Annotated in this window: 15 protein-coding genes; 8 read left to right on the top strand and 7 right to left on the bottom strand. The window is 68.0% G+C overall.

Going from position 1 to position 15,122, the window contains the following annotated elements; translation table 11 throughout:
- Positions 1-30: 30 nt before the first annotated feature.
- The 6 genes from mobB to ACWYRN_RS15870 all read right to left on the bottom strand — a co-directional run bounded on the left by mobB (position 31) and on the right by ACWYRN_RS15870 (position 4,737).
- Positions 31-585 carry a molybdopterin-guanine dinucleotide biosynthesis protein B gene (mobB, locus tag ACWYRN_RS15895; protein ID WP_488688563.1) on the bottom strand — a complete coding sequence of 185 codons (555 nt, stop codon included), beginning with the start codon at positions 583-585 and terminating at the stop codon, positions 31-33.
- Positions 572-1,534 carry a general secretion pathway protein GspB gene (locus tag ACWYRN_RS15890; RefSeq protein WP_488688562.1) on the bottom strand — a complete coding sequence of 321 codons (963 nt, stop codon included), beginning with the start codon at positions 1,532-1,534 and terminating at the stop codon, positions 572-574. Before ACWYRN_RS15890 ends, mobB begins: the two co-directional genes overlap by 14 nt.
- Positions 1,535-3,139 carry an AAA family ATPase gene (locus ACWYRN_RS15885; RefSeq protein ID WP_488688561.1) on the bottom strand — a complete coding sequence of 535 codons (1,605 nt, stop codon included), beginning with the start codon at positions 3,137-3,139 and terminating at the stop codon, positions 1,535-1,537. It abuts the gene before it with no gap.
- A 6-nt stretch (positions 3,140-3,145) separates the two neighbouring features.
- Positions 3,146-3,637 carry a hypothetical protein gene (locus ACWYRN_RS15880; RefSeq protein WP_488688560.1) on the bottom strand — a complete coding sequence of 164 codons (492 nt, stop codon included), beginning with the start codon at positions 3,635-3,637 and terminating at the stop codon, positions 3,146-3,148.
- Positions 3,634-3,819 (bottom strand): hypothetical protein, encoded by a 186-nt coding sequence (locus tag ACWYRN_RS15875; RefSeq protein WP_488688559.1) that lies wholly within the window; start codon positions 3,817-3,819, stop codon positions 3,634-3,636. Before ACWYRN_RS15875 ends, ACWYRN_RS15880 begins: the two co-directional genes overlap by 4 nt.
- 93 nt (positions 3,820-3,912) lie before the next feature.
- Positions 3,913-4,737, bottom strand: coding sequence for a metal-dependent hydrolase (locus tag ACWYRN_RS15870; protein WP_488688558.1), 825 nt, complete (start codon positions 4,735-4,737; stop codon positions 3,913-3,915).
- 185 nt (positions 4,738-4,922) lie between these two features.
- Between ACWYRN_RS15870 and ACWYRN_RS15865 the strand changes: the two genes are divergently transcribed.
- The 8 genes from ACWYRN_RS15865 to ACWYRN_RS15830 all read left to right on the top strand — a co-directional run bounded on the left by ACWYRN_RS15865 (position 4,923) and on the right by ACWYRN_RS15830 (position 14,224).
- Positions 4,923-6,026 (top strand): head GIN domain-containing protein, encoded by a 1,104-nt coding sequence (locus tag ACWYRN_RS15865; protein WP_488688557.1) that lies wholly within the window; start codon positions 4,923-4,925, stop codon positions 6,024-6,026.
- A 255-nt stretch (positions 6,027-6,281) separates the two neighbouring features.
- Complete coding sequence (locus ACWYRN_RS15860; RefSeq protein WP_488688556.1) at positions 6,282-7,172, top strand: glucosamine kinase nucleotide-binding domain-containing protein; 891 nt, start codon at positions 6,282-6,284, stop codon at positions 7,170-7,172.
- On the top strand, positions 7,169-8,263 hold the full coding sequence (gene nagA / locus ACWYRN_RS15855) for an N-acetylglucosamine-6-phosphate deacetylase (RefSeq protein ID WP_488688555.1): 1,095 nt from the start codon (positions 7,169-7,171) through the stop codon (positions 8,261-8,263). The genes ACWYRN_RS15860 and nagA overlap by 4 nt, the downstream gene beginning before the upstream one ends.
- Positions 8,260-9,288 carry an SIS domain-containing protein gene (locus ACWYRN_RS15850; RefSeq protein ID WP_488688554.1) on the top strand — a complete coding sequence of 343 codons (1,029 nt, stop codon included), beginning with the start codon at positions 8,260-8,262 and terminating at the stop codon, positions 9,286-9,288. The genes nagA and ACWYRN_RS15850 overlap by 4 nt, the downstream gene beginning before the upstream one ends.
- A gap of 7 nt (positions 9,289-9,295) precedes the next feature.
- Positions 9,296-10,816, top strand: a complete 1,521-nt coding sequence (locus ACWYRN_RS15845; protein WP_488688553.1) for a glycoside hydrolase family 3 N-terminal domain-containing protein — start codon at positions 9,296-9,298, stop codon at positions 10,814-10,816.
- Between the two features lie 190 nt (positions 10,817-11,006).
- Complete coding sequence (locus ACWYRN_RS15840) at positions 11,007-12,329, top strand: tetratricopeptide repeat protein (RefSeq protein ID WP_488688552.1); 1,323 nt, start codon at positions 11,007-11,009, stop codon at positions 12,327-12,329.
- A gap of 166 nt (positions 12,330-12,495) precedes the next feature.
- Entirely contained in the window at positions 12,496-13,566 is a 1,071-nt protein-coding gene (locus ACWYRN_RS15835; RefSeq protein WP_488688551.1) for a flavodoxin family protein, read from the top strand.
- 139 nt (positions 13,567-13,705) lie between these two features.
- A complete protein-coding gene (locus ACWYRN_RS15830; protein WP_488688550.1) occupies positions 13,706-14,224 on the top strand; it encodes a GNAT family N-acetyltransferase in 519 nt (172 codons plus the stop codon).
- A 59-nt stretch (positions 14,225-14,283) separates the two neighbouring features.
- On the opposite strand, the gene ACWYRN_RS15825 is transcribed toward ACWYRN_RS15830, so the two are convergent.
- Entirely contained in the window at positions 14,284-15,072 is a 789-nt protein-coding gene (locus ACWYRN_RS15825; protein ID WP_488688549.1) for a glucose 1-dehydrogenase, read from the bottom strand.
- Between the last annotated feature and the right edge of the window lie 50 nt (positions 15,073-15,122).

The following is a 15,122-nucleotide window of genomic DNA, read 5'->3' as shown; positions in this document are numbered from 1 at the left end:
TCCTGTAGAGGGTTATCCCTGTTTAACGGCTCAAGCTCCGGGAACTTTAGGCTTTGTCATCATCCAATTGCTGAGCCAAACCAGGACGCTGTCGCGCGCATTCAGGTTCAGCCATGCCGTGCCGGGCGCAAGCGCATCGGGTGCAGGCGCGTCCGAGGCCACGGCCACCACCAGCGGATCGTCGGCGTGCAGCGGCGGCTTGCCCAATCCGGGCCGATACACTTCCAGCTTGGGCAGCGCTTCCCATTTATACCCTTCGACCAGGGTCAGGTCGGCAGGGCCCAGGCGCGCCAGTTGCTCGCGCAGGCTGGGTTCTTCCGCGCCACGCAGCTCGCGCATGATGGCGTAGCGGTAAGGCGAGGCGATCATCACCTCGGCCGCACCGGCCATGCGCAGGCGCGCGCTGTCCTTCTGCGGCGGTTCGAGCACGATGTCGTGGTGGCTGTGCTTGACGATGTTCACGCGCAGGCCGCGCTGCGCCAGGGCGCCGACCAGGAATTCGAGCAGGGTCGTCTTGCCGCTGCCCGACCAGCCGACCACGGCCAATACCGGGCCGGGCCCCGGGCCGTCCTCAATACGCGACACGATAGCGGGTACCCCGGTAATTCATGACGGCATACTTCGGCATCAGGCGTTCCAGCACCAGGCCAGGCGCCAGCTCCTCGCCTTCGCGGCGCAGCATCTTGTCGACCAGCAGCAGGCGGTCGGCCGGATTCGGCGAATAGATGTAGCCGCCGACACTGACCCTCGGCACCTCGCGCTGTATCGCTTCCGGCAATTGCTGTAGGGTGCGCAGGTTTTCCTCGACTGGTTCGGGTGCGCGTGCCACCGGCGCCAGATCGGGCGCACGTGCGGCGGGAGCCGGCAGGTAGACGGCTTCCGGGCTGGCAGCGGCGACGTTTGCGGGCGCCGGGGTGCTGCGGGCGGCCGGCGCCTTGCCATCCGGCTGCGTGGATGAGCGCGGACGCGCCGCCTCGCCGGCTGGCGGCGCCGCGTTTGCCGGCCGTGACGCGGGTGCCGCTTCGGCGGCCGTCACGGCATGGGCTGCCTGGCGTGGGGCTTGCGCAGGCAGCTCGCGGGGCGCCGCGACCGGGGCCGGCGCGTCCGCCGATGCGCCGGGACTGCCTGCAGCCGTTGTTGAAGTTGGCGTTGGAGCCGACGTTGAAGCCGGAGCCGGCGTTGGAGCCGAAGCCGGCACAGCCGCCACAGGCGATGGCGCACTTGCCGCCAACCCAGGCGCTGGCGCAGCCGCGTCTGATGAAACCGCCGGCGCCGGCATAGCCGCCCCGCCCGCCCCTTGCGCAGCGGAAGCCAGCACGGCCACCTGCGGCGCAGGCGCCTGGGAGCGCCAGGCCAGCACGCCGGCGATACCGGCAATCACGATCCCGGCCGACAGCCCGATCAGCAGCGGCTTGCGGCTGGCGCCGGCAGTTGGCGCGGGAACGTGGCTGGGCGCCGGTGTATGGATATCCGGGGCGCTGCCGAGCTGGCGTTCGGCTTGCGCCTTCTTGAGTGCTTCGAGAATGTACGACATTTATTGTCCCGTCCTGGCGGCCGTGAGCAGGCGCGGCTCGTTTACGCCGCCGAGCTGATTCAGGCGCATGAAGGTGCGCGGCCCGGCCACGCCGTCTGCCTTCAGGTTCTGCTTGGCCTGGAATGCGCGCAGCAATTCCTGGGTATGGGTGCCGAAGGCCTGGCGCGCCGGCGGCGGCGCAGTGCCGTCCAGGCGCGCCAGCTGGGCGGCGAGCCAGTCGACGTCCGGCCCTTCGTCGCCGGCGGCGACCTGGTCGCGGAAGCTGCGCGGCACTTTCCAGAAGGTGGTGAATTCGCCGGTGAAACGCAGCGCCAGCGCCGCCAGGTCCATGCGCTCGCGCTTGCCGCCCGCCTCGAAGCTTGCGGCCCCGTCGTCCATGCCGGTGAGCACCGCGTAGCGCGTCCTGGCGCCATCGCGCAGGGTCAACACGGCGGGACGGTCCAGCTGGCGCAGCTCGAACAGGCCGCCCTTGCCCTGGTGGCAGCGCAGGTTGCGGCGCAGCGCCGCCTCGCAGGGCTCGCCCGCCGGCAAGGCTTCTCCCCACAGCCCGGCCAGCACGCGCAGCGCCGCGGCTTGGTCGGCATGCCCGGCCGGCAAGCCGGCGCTGGCCGCCGGCGCTGGCGCTGCCTGCACGGGCTTGATTTTGTGCACCTGAGCGGCCGGCGCGCTTGCGGCCTGCAGCGGCGCGCCATGCGGCAGCACCTGCCAGGCGGCCGCGGCGCTGAGCACGACGCCGGCCAGCACGCCGCCTGCCACCAGCGGCCAGCGCGGTGAAGGGGCCGAGGCCGGCGCTTCGCCGGCAAACACTTCGCCGGCGGCGGTGCGCAAGATCTTTTTCGTCACCTCGCGGCTGTTCTCGACATAGGCGCCCAGCAGCGCGCGGTCGCACAGCAGGTTGATGCGGCGCGGCACGCCGTGGGTGATGCGGTGCACGACGGGCACGACCGCAGGCGGAAACACCGGCGCGCCCTGGAAGCCGGCCACCGCCATGCGGTGCGCGATGTAGGCGCCGGTTTCAGCTTCGGAAAGCGGCCCCAGGTGGTAGCGCGCGATCACGCGCTGGGCCAGTTGCTCCAGCTCGGGACGCGCCAGCATGGTGCGCAGTTCCGGCTGGCCGATCAGGATGATCTGCAGCAGCTTGCGCTCGCTGGTTTCGAGGTTGGTCAGCAGGCGCAGCTGCTCCAGCACTTCGGCCGACAGATTCTGGGCCTCGTCGATGACGAGCACGTTGTTGCGCCCCTGGGCATGCGAGGCCAGCAAATAATCGTTGATGGCGTCGACATAGGCCTTCACGCCGCCCTGCCCGGCCGGCACGGCGATGCGGAATTCCTCGCACACCGATTGCAGCAACTCGGCCACGGTCAGCTTCGGGTTGAAGATATAGGCAAGGCGGCAGTTCTCGGGCACCTGCTCGATGAAGCAGCGGCAGACCGTGGTCTTGCCGGCGCCGATCTCGCCGGTCAGCAGCACGAAGCCGCCGCCGCTGCCGATCCCGTACAGCAGGTGGGCCAGCGCCTCGCGGTGGCGCTCGCTCATGAACAGGTAGCGCGGGTCGGGCGCGATCGAGAACGGCGCGCCTTTCAGGCTGAAGTAATGGTTGTACATGCGAAGCTAGGGTGCCGGCGGCAAGGATTTGTATCTTGCGCAGTATATTTTGGATTTGTTGTTCTGATAAGCGATGACGCTGCCGGGGTTTGATACGCGTAAGGAATACGGCGAGGCGTCGACCGCGCGGTGGCGGATGCCGGCGCTGCTGCGGATCGCCTCGGCCAGCTCGTCCGGCTTGCTGTCGGCAACGGCCGCCACGAACACCAGTTCGCTCGTGTCGTCGCTGACCATGACTTCCTTGACGGGCTTGCCCCACAGGGTGGCGTCAAGCTTGAACCAGTACGCCCCGCCCTCGTGCTTGTAGGGCGGGCCGAAGGCGGTGCTCAGGTAGGCGTGGAAATAAGCGTTGTCGAGCTGGCTACGGCAGAGCAAGGCCCCGCCCACGGTCGGCTCGAAGGTCGATGGCAGCGCCGCGGCGCCGGCCCAGGAACAGGCGCAAGCCAGCGCCAGCCCGTGAACGGCCGCGGCAGCGATGCGCACCCGGCCCACGCTCACGCCTTCGACAGCCAGTTGCGGTTGGCGGCGATCTGCGCCTTGGCCGTGGCCGGCAAGGCTTCGTAGCAGCCCGGATGCTGCTTCAGGGCGTGTTCGCGCACCTCTTTCTCGAGGCCGTTCACGATAAAGACGTAGACAGTGGCGCCGGTGTTGTTCTTGCGCGTGCCCATGTAACGAATCACTTGTCTATCCTCTCTCTCGCCCCCCTTGCGGAAGGCACATTATGACATCTCGCCGCCCTGCCCGGCACGGCGGGCAGTCGGGAAGCAGGCGCCTCATGCGGCCTTGCTCCGCACCGGGCGCCAGGACGCGCTGTTTTCTTGCAGCCAATCGTCGATCAGCTTGCGGTTATCGTGCCGCCAGGGGTGGAAGCGCGGCGACAGGTATTCCAGCACCGGTTTCGCCAGGTGCCAGGCCAGGCCGCTGCGCCCGAACCAGGTATGGAGCGCGCTGCCCCAGGTGCGCAGGCGGAACAATTGCCCATCGTTGCGCAGGTTATGCAGGGTCTGCATGAAACTGTCGTAGGCAAACACGATACTGGCGTGCAGGTACCACGCCACCCGGCGCCGGTAGCCGCCGCCGGCCGCCACGTAGGCATCGAAGGCCACGCCCTTGTGCTCGGTTTCCTCGACCGCATGCCAGTACCACAGGGTCTTCATGTGCGGCTCGGCGCCGGCCAGCCAGTCGGGGTGGCGCAGCACGCCGTCGGCCAGCACCGCCGTGTAGTGTTCCAGCGCGCAGGTGATCGCCAGGCGGTCCAGCACTCCCAGCTTATCGACACGGGCGAGGCGTTTCTTGAGTTTTTCTTCGCGCGTGTAGGGCAGGCCGTGGTCTTCGAGCCCCTTGTTGTACTGCGCATGCAGGTAGCGATGGGTCGCTTCCTGGCCGATGAAATCCTTGACCTCGGCGCGCAGCACCGGGTCCGTCAGGCAATCCTGGGGCACGTCGCGCACCGCGTCGATGAACAATTGCTCACCACGTGGAAAGCTCATCGACAAGGCATTGAACAACTGGGTGCGGTAAGCGTCGCCACCATTCCAGTGGCGCCCGAAGCCCCGGGACAGGTCGACGTCGATCTTGCGAACGGTCAGGCTGGACATGCTAACTCCTCGATATGACGTGGATCTCAAGTGCGAACGAGCGGACGGGAAATCAAGCGCGGCTCAGCTCCCTTCTTCGACCACTGGCCCCTTCGTTTCGTTCGTTCGTCGGTTGAACCGCGTATCTTCGTTCAATTTCACATATCGTGGACGCTGTGTTCATCACAAAAACAACAAAGGAAACCATGAATAGCCAACGCAAGCGCATTGCCCCGCTCACCTTGACCGTCGCCCTCTGCGCCGGCCTCACCCTGCTCCACCCCGCCGGCGCCCAGGACAGGCACGGCGCCCACACCACCGAAAAGCGCACCGTTCCGGCCTTCGACGCCATCGAACTGGCCGGGCCGTTCCGCGTGATCGTCACCGATGGGCCGCCAGGCCTGGAACTGTCGGGCGATCCGGCGCGCCTGGCCGACATCGAGACCACGGTGCGCAACGGTAAGCTGGTCGTGCGCCAAAAGTCGCGCTGGAATATCCAGCTCAGCTTCGGCAAGAAGCACGAGGAAGTCGTGGTGCGCATCGGCGCGGCCGGCCTGCGCAGCCTGGACACCAGCGGCAGCGGTGACGTCGAACTCGAGCGCGTGGCTGGCCCGCGCTTCAGCCTGACGTCGAGCGGTCCGGGCGATGTGCATGCCCGCGGCGAGGTGCGCGAGCTGCGCGTCGCGAGCAGCGGCAGCGGCGACCTCGATTTGCGCCGGCTGCGGGCGGACAAGCTCGAGCTGGACATGTCCGGCCCCGGCGACGTGCAGGTGGCCGGCATCGGCAGGGAACTGGCGGCGCGCGTCAGCGGCTCGGGCGATCTCGAGGGCGAGGACTTGCGCCTCGAGCGGGCCGTGGCGCACCTGAGCGGGCCCGGCGACGTGAATCTGCGCGGCCGGGCGCGCGCATTGCGGGTTGAGGTCAGGGGATCGGGCGACTTCGACGGCTGCGAGCTGGAGGCCGAGGGCGTGAATACGGTCCAGAACGGGCCGGGCGATGTGTGTGTGGCGGGCACTATCCGCGAGTTCGAGGGCGAGGTGCAGGGGTCGGGCGACCTCGAAGCGCGTGGTCTGCAGGCGGGGCGTGCGGTGCTGCGCATGGGCGGGCCGGGGACGGTGACCTTGAGCGGCAGCGCCGATGAGTTGCGTGCAGAGCTGAGCGGGTCGGGCAGCCTGGAGGGGCGGCGGTTGACGGTGCGGCAGAGCGACATCAGCGTGCGTGGGCCGGGGAGTGCGCGGGTGAGCCAGGTGCGGGATGGGCGGAGTGAGGTGGTGGTGGTGGAGCGGAATGGGAGGCGGAATGGGGGGTGAGGTGGTGGTACCTGGCATGCGTGGAGCGTGAGTAGTGATAACGTGCTAATGACGTTGCGGTTATGCTTTTTGCACGGCTAACTATGCTCATCGTTCCGCGTGGGCACGGAGTGCCCACCCTACGTGGCGCTGACTTCGGAACCATACCAGATTGCATACCAGTTTCCCCATGACTTGAATACCACTTAAATACCTGTTGACAAGCCGAACCCGCCTCCCTATAGTGCCCTGACCTTCCCCGGCACTCTTATTCTCATGATCGAATACCTCATCGGCGTCGATGGCGGCGGCACCGGCACCCGTGTTCGCCTGGCTTCCCTGGACGGCGTCGAGCTGGCCCAGGCCACGGCGGGTCCGTCGGCCTTGTCGCAAGGCATTGCCAAGGCCTGGACCACCATTCTTTCCGCCGTCGGCGAAGCCTGCGCGGCGGCCGACATCGGCGATCCGCCCCTCGCGGCGATGGGCATCGGCCTCGGCCTGGCTGGCGTGCACAACAAGGAATGGGCGGCGCAATTTACCGCGGCGAATCCCGGCTTTGCCGCCCTCGTGCTCGACACCGACGGCTTTAGTACCCTGATGGGCGCCCACGGCGGCAAGCCCGGCGCCATCGTTGCCATCGGCACCGGCAGCGTCGGCGAAGCCATGCTCGAGGACGGCACCAAGGTCGAGGTCGGCGGCTGGGGCTTTCCGGCCGGCGACGAAGCGAGCGGCGCCTGGATGGGCCTGCGCGCCCTGAACCACATCGAGCAGGTGCTCGACGGCCGCGTCGACGGCGGCGCCTTTGCGCGCGAAGTCATCGCCCATTGCGGCGGCACCCGCGATGCCGTGCAAATCTGGCTCGGCCGCGCCAACCAGACCGCCTATGCCAGCCTGGCCCGCTTCGTGGTCGCCCATGGCGAGACCGATCCGGTGGCGCGCGCCATCCTCGAACACGCCGGGCGCGAAGTGGCCGGCATCGCACGCGCACTCGACAAGAGCGGCAGGCTGCCGCTGTCGCTGTGCGGCGGCCTGGGCGACGTGCTGCTGGCCTGGCTGCCCGAGGACACCCGCGCCCGCTGCACCCCGCCCGAAGGCGACTCGGCCAAGGGCGCGCTGCGCATGATCGCGCTGTATGTGGAAGGCCATGGCGGAGGTGCACCCCAATGAAAGGCAATATCCTGACGCCAAACGGCTGGGTCCACGGCGAACTGCACTTTGATGAGACCGGCGCCACCATTGCCGCCATCGAGGGCGTTGCCGCCGATCCGCAGGCCAACGGCGACGACTACATCCTGCCCGGCTTCATCGACGTCCACGTGCACGGCGGCGCCGGGCGCGACATGATGGAAGGCGGCGACGCCCCGCACGTGATCGCTGCCCTGCACGCGAAACACGGCACCACCAGCCTGCTGGCCACCACCATGACCGCGCCGCCCGAGGACATCGAGCGCGCCCTGGCCGCCATCGGCGCCGCCTGCAAGGAACGCGGCAAAGGCGAGGCGCGCATCCTGGGCGTGCACCTGGAAGGCCCCTACATCAATTCGAGCAAGCTCGGCGCCCAGCCGCCGTTTGCGAAAGAAGCCTCGCTGGCCGAAGTCGAAGCCTATGGCCGCCAGGCGCCGATGCGCCTGATTACGGTAGCGCCGGAAATCCATGGTCACCTGGAACTGGTACGCCTGCTGGCCGACGCCGGCATCCGCGTCCAGATCGGCCACACCAGCGGCTCGTATGAAGACGGCGTGGCCGCGCTGGAACACGGCGCCGCCGGTTTCACCCATTTGTTCAACGCCATGCCCGGCCTGCACCACCGCGAACCGGGCATGGTCGGCGCCGCCCTGGCCCATGCGCAATATGCCGAGATCATTCCCGACCTGCTGCACGTGCATCCGGGCGCGATCAAGGTGGCACTGCGCTCGATTCCGCACCTGTTCTGCGTGACCGATTCCACGGCAGCGGCCGGCATGCCCGACGGCGAGTACATGCTGGGGCGCCAGGTCGTCCATAAATGCATGGGCGGCGTGCGCCTGGCCGACGGCACCCTGGCCGGCTCCACGCTCACCATGGATGGGGCCCTGCGCAACCTGGTGCAGATCGGCCTGTCGCTGGCCGACGCCTCGCGCCGCGTCTCGACGAATGCCGCCGACTACCTCGGCGAAACCCGGCGCGGGCGCCTGGCGCCGGGCTGCCACGCCGACATCGTCGTGCTGGATCGCGACCTGCACATCAAGGCCGTTTATATCGAAGGAGAACCAGTATGACCACGACCTCGTTGATGCTGCAGGAAGCCCTGTCGGCCGGGGATTGCGTTGCCCTGCAGCTGAGCCAGGACGTGGAGCGCTACGCCGAACTCGGCCGCACGCTGCGTTCGACCGATTTCCACAGCGCCGTCACGGTGGCGCGCGGCAGTTCCGATCACGCCTCGAGCTACGTTGCCTACCTGATCATGTCGCGCCTGGGCCGCCTGGTGACCTCGCTGCCGATGTCCCTGATCACCCTGTACAAATCGCCGCTGGTGACGCGCGACACGCTGGCGATCGCCATCTCGCAGTCGGGCCAGAGCCCGGACGTGGTCGAGCCGATCCAGTACTTCCGCGACGGCGGCGCCACCACGGTCGCCCTGGTCAACGATGCCGCATCGCCGCTGGCGCAGAGCGCCGCCTGGACCATGCCCCTGCACGCCGGCAAGGAGCAGAGCGTGGCCGCCACCAAGAGTTTCATCACCAGCCTGGTCGCCGGTGCGCGCCTGGTCGCCGAGTGGCAGGACGACGACGGCCTGCGCGCCGGCCTGGCCGCCCTGCCCGACGACTTGCGCAAGGCAAGCCAGGCCGACTGGTCGGCCGCCATCGACGTGCTGGCGCCGGCACGCAACATCATGGTCGTCGGGCGCGGCATCAGCTTCCCGGTCGCCCTGGAAGCGGCCCTGAAATTCAAGGAAACCTCGGCCCTGCAGGCCGAAGCCTTTTCCGGCGCCGAGATCAAGCACGGCCCGATGGCCCTGATCGAGGAAGGCTATCCGCTCCTGATCTTCGCCACCCGCGGCCCGGCCCAGGCCGGCCTGCTGGCCCTGGCAAGCGAAATGCGCGGCCGCGGCGCGCGCGTGCTGCTGGCCGCGCCGGAAGACGTGGCGGAACGCGACCTGACCCTGCCGGTGGCGGCCAACCCGGACCTCGACCCGATCGTCGCGATCCAGGCCTTTTATGTGATGGCGGCCCAGCTCTCGAAGGCACGCGGCCTCGACCCGGACCGTCCGCGCCACCTGAGCAAAGTCACCAAGACGAACTAAGCAGACCATGAACGACCTGAGCGAACTGCGGCGCATCGCCGGCCAATTGATCATGGTGCGCCTGTTCGGCACCGAACTGGACGAGGACACGGCCGCCTTCCTGCGCGACAACCGCATCCGCGGCGCCTGCCTGTTCCGCCAGAACATGCTCAATGCCGAGCAATTGACCGGCTTTACAGGCGCCCTGCGCGAGGTGATGGGCGAGCAGGCCCTGATTGCGCTCGACCAGGAAGGCGGCGCCGTGGTGCGCTCGACCTGGGTGCCGGCGCCGCCCTCGGCGATGGCCCTGGGCGCGGCGAACGATCCGGAACTGGCGTTCGAGGTTGGCGCGGCGGTGGCGCGCGCGGTGCGCGGGCTCGGCTTCAACTGGAACTTCGCCCCGGTGCTGGACCTGAACAACAACCCGCACAACCCGGTGATCGCCGAGCGCTCCTTCGGCGCCGACCCGGAAACCGCCACCCGCATCGCCCTGGCCTGGATGGCCGGCAGCGAAAGCGAAGGCGTGGCCTGCTGCGTCAAGCACTTCCCCGGCCACGGCGACACCCACGTCGATTCGCACCGGGCCCTGCCCACCGTCGACAAGCCGCTGGCGGAACTGGAACGCTTCGAATTCGCGCCGTTCCGGATGGCGGCGGGAGGTGCGGCGCCGGCGCCGGCCATGATGACCGCCCACATCGTCTATCCGGCGCTCGACCCCGACTACCCGGCCACGATGTCGCACGCCATCCTCACCGGCATCCTGCGCGAGCAATGGAATTACGGGGGCGTGGTGATCACGGACGGCATGGACATGCATGCGATCGCCCACCGCTACGGCGCCGGCCAGGCCGCCGTGCGCGCCCTGGTGGCGGGCGCCGACATGGTGATGGCGATCGGTTCGCGCGAGACCCAGGAAGAAACGGTGGCCGCGATTGCCGCCGCCCTCGCGTCCGGCGAGTTGCCGCTGGCCCAGGTCGAGCAGAAGCTGGCGCGCCTGGCCGCGCTGGCAGCGGGCCACCCGGCCGGCGCCGCCGGCGTCGGCGTCGGCAAGGCTGCACTGCAGGACGGCGACAGCGCCGACCGCGCCCTGATGGCGCGCGCCTGGCAGCGCGGCCTGAGCGCGCGCGGCGCGGTGCGCCGTCCGGCTCCCGGCAGCAGGGTGCGCCTGGTGGCGCGCCAGGACGTGGTCAGCGACGGCGTGTCCGAAGCCGGCGTGCCGGCGGCCACGCTGGCGGCTTCGCTCGGGCAATTGTTCGAGGTCGAACTGGTCACTTTCGCCGACGCCGAAGCCTTCGATTGGGGCGCCCTGCCCCAGGACGGCCGCTTCACGATCCTGGCCTCGACCTCGCGCCGCCGCTATGGCCCGCATGCGCGCGACACCTGGCGCCCGGACCTGCACCTGGCCTTGTGGAATCCCTACCAGGCGCTCGACTTCGCCGCCCCGGCCCTGATGACCTACGGCTTCGCGGCGCCGGCGCTGGACGCCGTGAACGCCTGGCTGGCGGGCCGCATCGAGGCCGCAGGACAGTGCCCGGTGCCGGGTTTTTGACAGTTGCATGTTGCCGCGATCGACTCGCGGTAACGCAATGTAACCGGCGCCCCGCCGGGCCGCGCCCTGCGGCACAATAGCGCCGCAGGGTCCCGCCCTGTTTTATGGGACAATGCGCGTTTGCTCAAGCTTGGCAAAAACGCCATCTTGCCGCGGATTTGTACCGCTCATCTTTTTAGAAGGATCATTCATGTCCCATTTCCGCCTTGCTCGCCTCTGCCTGCTGCTGGCTGCCGTCGGCCTGAACACCGCGCCTGCCCTGATGACGAGCGCCCATGCCCAGAAAGCCGACGCCCCTGCGGCAGCCCAGGCCAACACGGTGCGCCCGGAACTGTTCAAACTGATCGATTCGGCCCAGGTCCAGCAACTGGTGGCGACCAAGAACGTCACCGAGCTGAAGAACCGCATCGCCCAGGCCGAAGCGCTCCCGAACAAGACGCCGTATGAAACCTACGCCGTCAACCGCGTCAAGATGGTGACCGCCTCGGTCGCTGGCGACAATGCCACCCTGGCCACCGCCATCGAGGACGTCATCAACTCCGGCTTCGAGCCGAAGGATTCGCAGGCCAAGATGGTGCTGGCCGTTGCCGACCTCCGCTACAAGGAACAGAACTACCCTGCCGCGGTCGAGCAGCTCAAGCGCTATGAATCGATGGGCGGCGACATGACCACCGCGCGTCCGCTGCTGGTACGCGCCATGTACCTGGGCAAGGACTACGCCGGCGCCAAGACCCAGCTGCTGCAAACGGTCGCCGAGAACGAAAAGGCCGGCAAGACCCCGACCCAGGAAGACCTGAAGCTGCTGCTCAGCGCCGCCCATGAGTCGAAAGACACCGCCGCCTACAACACCGCGGTCGAGAAGATGGTGGCCTACTACCCGACCGACGAGTACTGGAGCGAACTGATCCGTGTTGGCGTTATCAAGAAGCCGGGCTTCAGCCAGGACAACTTCATGACCGTGCTGCGCCTCGAGTTCGCCGCCATGAAGACCCTGCGCGAGGAAGACTACATCGACCTGGCCGAGACCGCCCTGCGCGACGGCTTCCCGACCGAAGCCAAGAACGTGATGGACGCGGGCTACGCCGCCGGCGTACTGGGCAAGGGCGCGAACGCCAAGGCCCACGGCCAGCTGCGCGACCGCGCCAACAAGGGCGCCGCCGACGACGCCAAGAACATCGCTTCGGGCGAAGCCTCGGCCGCCAAGGCCAAGACCGGCGCCGGCCTGGTCAACCTGGGCTGGGCCTACAGCACCATGGGCCAGCACGACAAGGCGATCGGCTTCATCCAGCAAGGCATCGCCAAGGGCGGCCTGAAGCAGCCCGACGAAGCCAAGCTGCGCCTGGGCGCGGCGCAAGCCAAGGCCGGCCGCAAGGACGAAGCGATCAAGACGTTCGAAAGCGTGAAAGCCGGCGGCGGTTTGTCGGACGCGGCGCGCATCTGGATCACGCTGCTGAAGCAGCCTGCCGGCGCGGGCGCGCAGGCAACTGCCGCGGCGGCGCCAGCCGGCCAGTAACGGCAACAGGCATCAAGCGGCCTGCCCCTTTCCGGGGCAGGCAAGGAAGCGGAGGCGCGCAAGCGTACTCTGCTTTTTTTACATCCTGCATGCCCGCCTCGGTGCGCCAACGAACATCCGCATTGCCATACCCCTTCGATAATGAGCTCATGACTAAGGAGGCGGCATGACAACGGTGCGCAAGGGCCAGGCGCCCGCAAGGCTGGAGCGGGACGAATTCCATCGCAAGTTCATCGGGCAGTTCTTCGACCCGGCATTCGAAGCGGTCGCAGGAGAGCTGGCCAAGGTCGAGGAAATCGCCTGGCAGGCCTACCAGGACAAGCGCAAGGCGCCGCGCACGGCCAAGGCCGGCCCCGGCTTCGCCGACCCCGACTACGATCTGTCGATCGAATGGAAACAGGCGCGCGACCGCCTGCTTGCCGCCGAAGCGAAGCAGAAAGACCCGGCCACGCCCAGCCGCGTGCTGGTCATCAACGCCGCGGCGCGCAACGACGGCACCTGCCCCAGCGAAATGTCGAAGACCTGGCGCATGAGCAAGATGGCGGAGGAGACCCTGGCTGCCCAGGGCATCGAAGCCGACCTGCTCGACCTGAGCCGCCTGACCTCCGACTACGACCGTCACATCCACCCCTGCAAGGCCTGCGTCTCGACCGCGATGCCGCTCTGCCACTGGCCGTGCAGCTGCTACCCGAACCATTCCGAGCGCCAGACCGGCGACTGGATGAACGAGATCTACGAACGCTGGGTCGCCGCCCACGGCATCATCATCCTGACGCCGGTGTACTGGTACCAGACCCCGTCCACCCTGAAGCTGATGATCGACCGCCTGGTCTGCGCCGACGGCGGCAACCCCGACCCGAGCTCGACCCAGGGCAAGGACCCGGAGATCGCCAAGCGCATCGAACTCGACGGCTGGGATTATCCGAAGCACCTGGCCGGGCGCGCCTTCGGCCTGGTAGTGCACGGCGACGTTGCCGGCATCGAGGGCACGCGGCGCTCGCTATCGGACTGGCTGAACTGGATGGGCCTGGTCGATTCGGGCAGCTTCGGCCAGCTCGACCGCTTCATCGGCTACTACGAATCGTATGCCGAGAGCCACGACGTGTTGGACCGCGACACCACCTTCCAGGAAGAAGTGCGCAACGTCGCGCGCGCGGTGGCGCTGGCTGTGCAGGACATCCGCTCCGGCCGCGTGATCCCGCCCGATGCGCGCCTGCGCGACCCGCGTCCGAAGTGAGCCGGGCAATGGGGCGGAGCAGCTGACGCATGCGACGATCTTGCCGGATCGTCTACACATTGAACATGCATGCCCCGGACATGGTAGTATTGTTGCAAAACAAAAACTACTTTTTCCTGACATGAATACATCGAATCGCATGCCCATCATCCGTCCGCTGTATCCCGACGAATGGGCAATCTACCGCGAGCTGCGCCTGCGCTCGCTGGCCGATGCGCCGGATGCTTTCTACAGCACCCTCGAGGCCGAAAGCGCGCGCACGGCCGAAGACTGGGCGGCGCGGCTGGCGGCGGCGGCCGTATCGGGCCAGGATTGCCCGCTGGTGGCCGAGCTGGACGGCCAGCCCGCCGGCCTGGTTTGGGCAAAAATGGACAGTATCAACCCTGCCCTGGTGCACCTGTTCCAGATGTGGGTAACGCCGGAATGCCGCGGCAAGGGCGTCGGCCGCGGCTTGCTCGATGCGGCGCTGGCCTGGGCGCGCGAGCGCGAGGTGCGTTTTGCCGAGCTCGACGTCACGCTGGGGAATGCCTCGGCCCTGCGCCTGTACGAGCGCGCCGGGTTCAGGCCGGTGAATGCGCCGGTGCCGATGCGTGCCGGGTCGGCGCTAATGCTGCAGCAGATGCGGCTGGTGATGGATGGGGTTGCGGGCGGAGATTGATATTGTTGGTGGGTACGAGTACCCACCCTACGGCGGGTAGGCATACCCACCTGCCCCCATCAAATCGCGGTGAAGCCGCCGTCGGCGGTCAATTGGTGGCCGGTGACAAAGGAGGATTGCTCGGAGCACAGCCACAGGATGGCGTTGGCAATCTCGTGCGGCTCGGCGAAACGGTCCATCGGGTGCGCGGCGCGCAGTTTCTTTTCCAGCGCTGCTTCGCCGCCCAACGCGCGCGCCAGCATCGGCGTGCGCACCGCGCCCGGGCACAGGGCGTTGACCCGGATCCCGTCCTTGGCATACTCGGCGGCGGCGGTGCGGGTCAGGCCGGCCACCGCGTGCTTGCTGGCCGCATACGCGCCCTGCGAAGGCGCGCCCACCAAGCCGTAGCTCGACGACAAGTTGACGATGGCGCCGCCGCCCTGCTCCTTCATGCGGCGCAGTTGGTATTTCATCGACAGCCAGACACCCTTCACGTTGACGTCCATCAGGCGATCGAAATCTTCTTCCTCGATCTCGTCGAGGCGCGCGCCGGCGGCCTGCTGGCCGGCGCAATTCACGGCGCAGTCGAGGCGGCCATAGTGATACTGGGTCTTGTCGAGCAGGATCTCGACGTCCTGCGCGTGGCTCACGTTCGCCTGCACGAACAGCGCCTTGCCGCCGTTTTCCACGATCATGGCCGCGGTCGCATGGCCGCCGTCGACCGACACGTCGGCAATCACCACCGCAGCGCCGGCGCGGCCAAAGGCGAGCGCCGTTGCCCGCCCGATGCCGCTGGCGCCGCCCGTCACCAGCGCAACCTTGCCGGCAAACGTGGCTTCCGCCGGTTCCGCTTTATTCTTGCCCTTCATGTACATCGACTCCACACTAAAATGATGCTTGCGGGCAACATCATAACCGG

The organism is Massilia sp. BAP21, from assembly GCF_057801335.1.
The sequence above is the reverse complement of the archived record's forward strand: the minus strand, read 5'-3'. Positions and strand labels throughout refer to the sequence as shown.

Bases quoted from the DNA above. Each gene is read 5' to 3' on its own strand.
- ACWYRN_RS15825 (WP_488688549.1), bottom strand. From the start codon at position 15,072: ATGAAGGGCAAGAATAAAGCGGAACCGGCGGAAGCCACGTTTGCCGGC.
- ACWYRN_RS15835 (WP_488688551.1), top strand. From the start codon at position 12,496: ATGACAACGGTGCGCAAGGGCCAGGCGCCCGCAAGGCTGGAGCGGGAC.
- ACWYRN_RS15850 (WP_488688554.1), top strand. From the start codon at position 8,260: ATGACCACGACCTCGTTGATGCTGCAGGAAGCCCTGTCGGCCGGGGAT.
- ACWYRN_RS15840 (WP_488688552.1), top strand. From the start codon at position 11,007: ATGTCCCATTTCCGCCTTGCTCGCCTCTGCCTGCTGCTGGCTGCCGTC.
- ACWYRN_RS15860 (WP_488688556.1), top strand. From the start codon at position 6,282: ATGATCGAATACCTCATCGGCGTCGATGGCGGCGGCACCGGCACCCGT.
- ACWYRN_RS15870 (WP_488688558.1), bottom strand. From the start codon at position 4,737: ATGTCCAGCCTGACCGTTCGCAAGATCGACGTCGACCTGTCCCGGGGC.
- ACWYRN_RS15885 (WP_488688561.1), bottom strand. From the start codon at position 3,139: ATGTACAACCATTACTTCAGCCTGAAAGGCGCGCCGTTCTCGATCGCG.
- ACWYRN_RS15845 (WP_488688553.1), top strand. From the start codon at position 9,296: ATGAACGACCTGAGCGAACTGCGGCGCATCGCCGGCCAATTGATCATG.
- ACWYRN_RS15865 (WP_488688557.1), top strand. From the start codon at position 4,923: ATGAATAGCCAACGCAAGCGCATTGCCCCGCTCACCTTGACCGTCGCC.
- ACWYRN_RS15890 (WP_488688562.1), bottom strand. From the start codon at position 1,534: ATGTCGTACATTCTCGAAGCACTCAAGAAGGCGCAAGCCGAACGCCAG.
- nagA (WP_488688555.1), top strand. From the start codon at position 7,169: ATGAAAGGCAATATCCTGACGCCAAACGGCTGGGTCCACGGCGAACTG.
- ACWYRN_RS15830 (WP_488688550.1), top strand. From the start codon at position 13,706: ATGCCCATCATCCGTCCGCTGTATCCCGACGAATGGGCAATCTACCGC.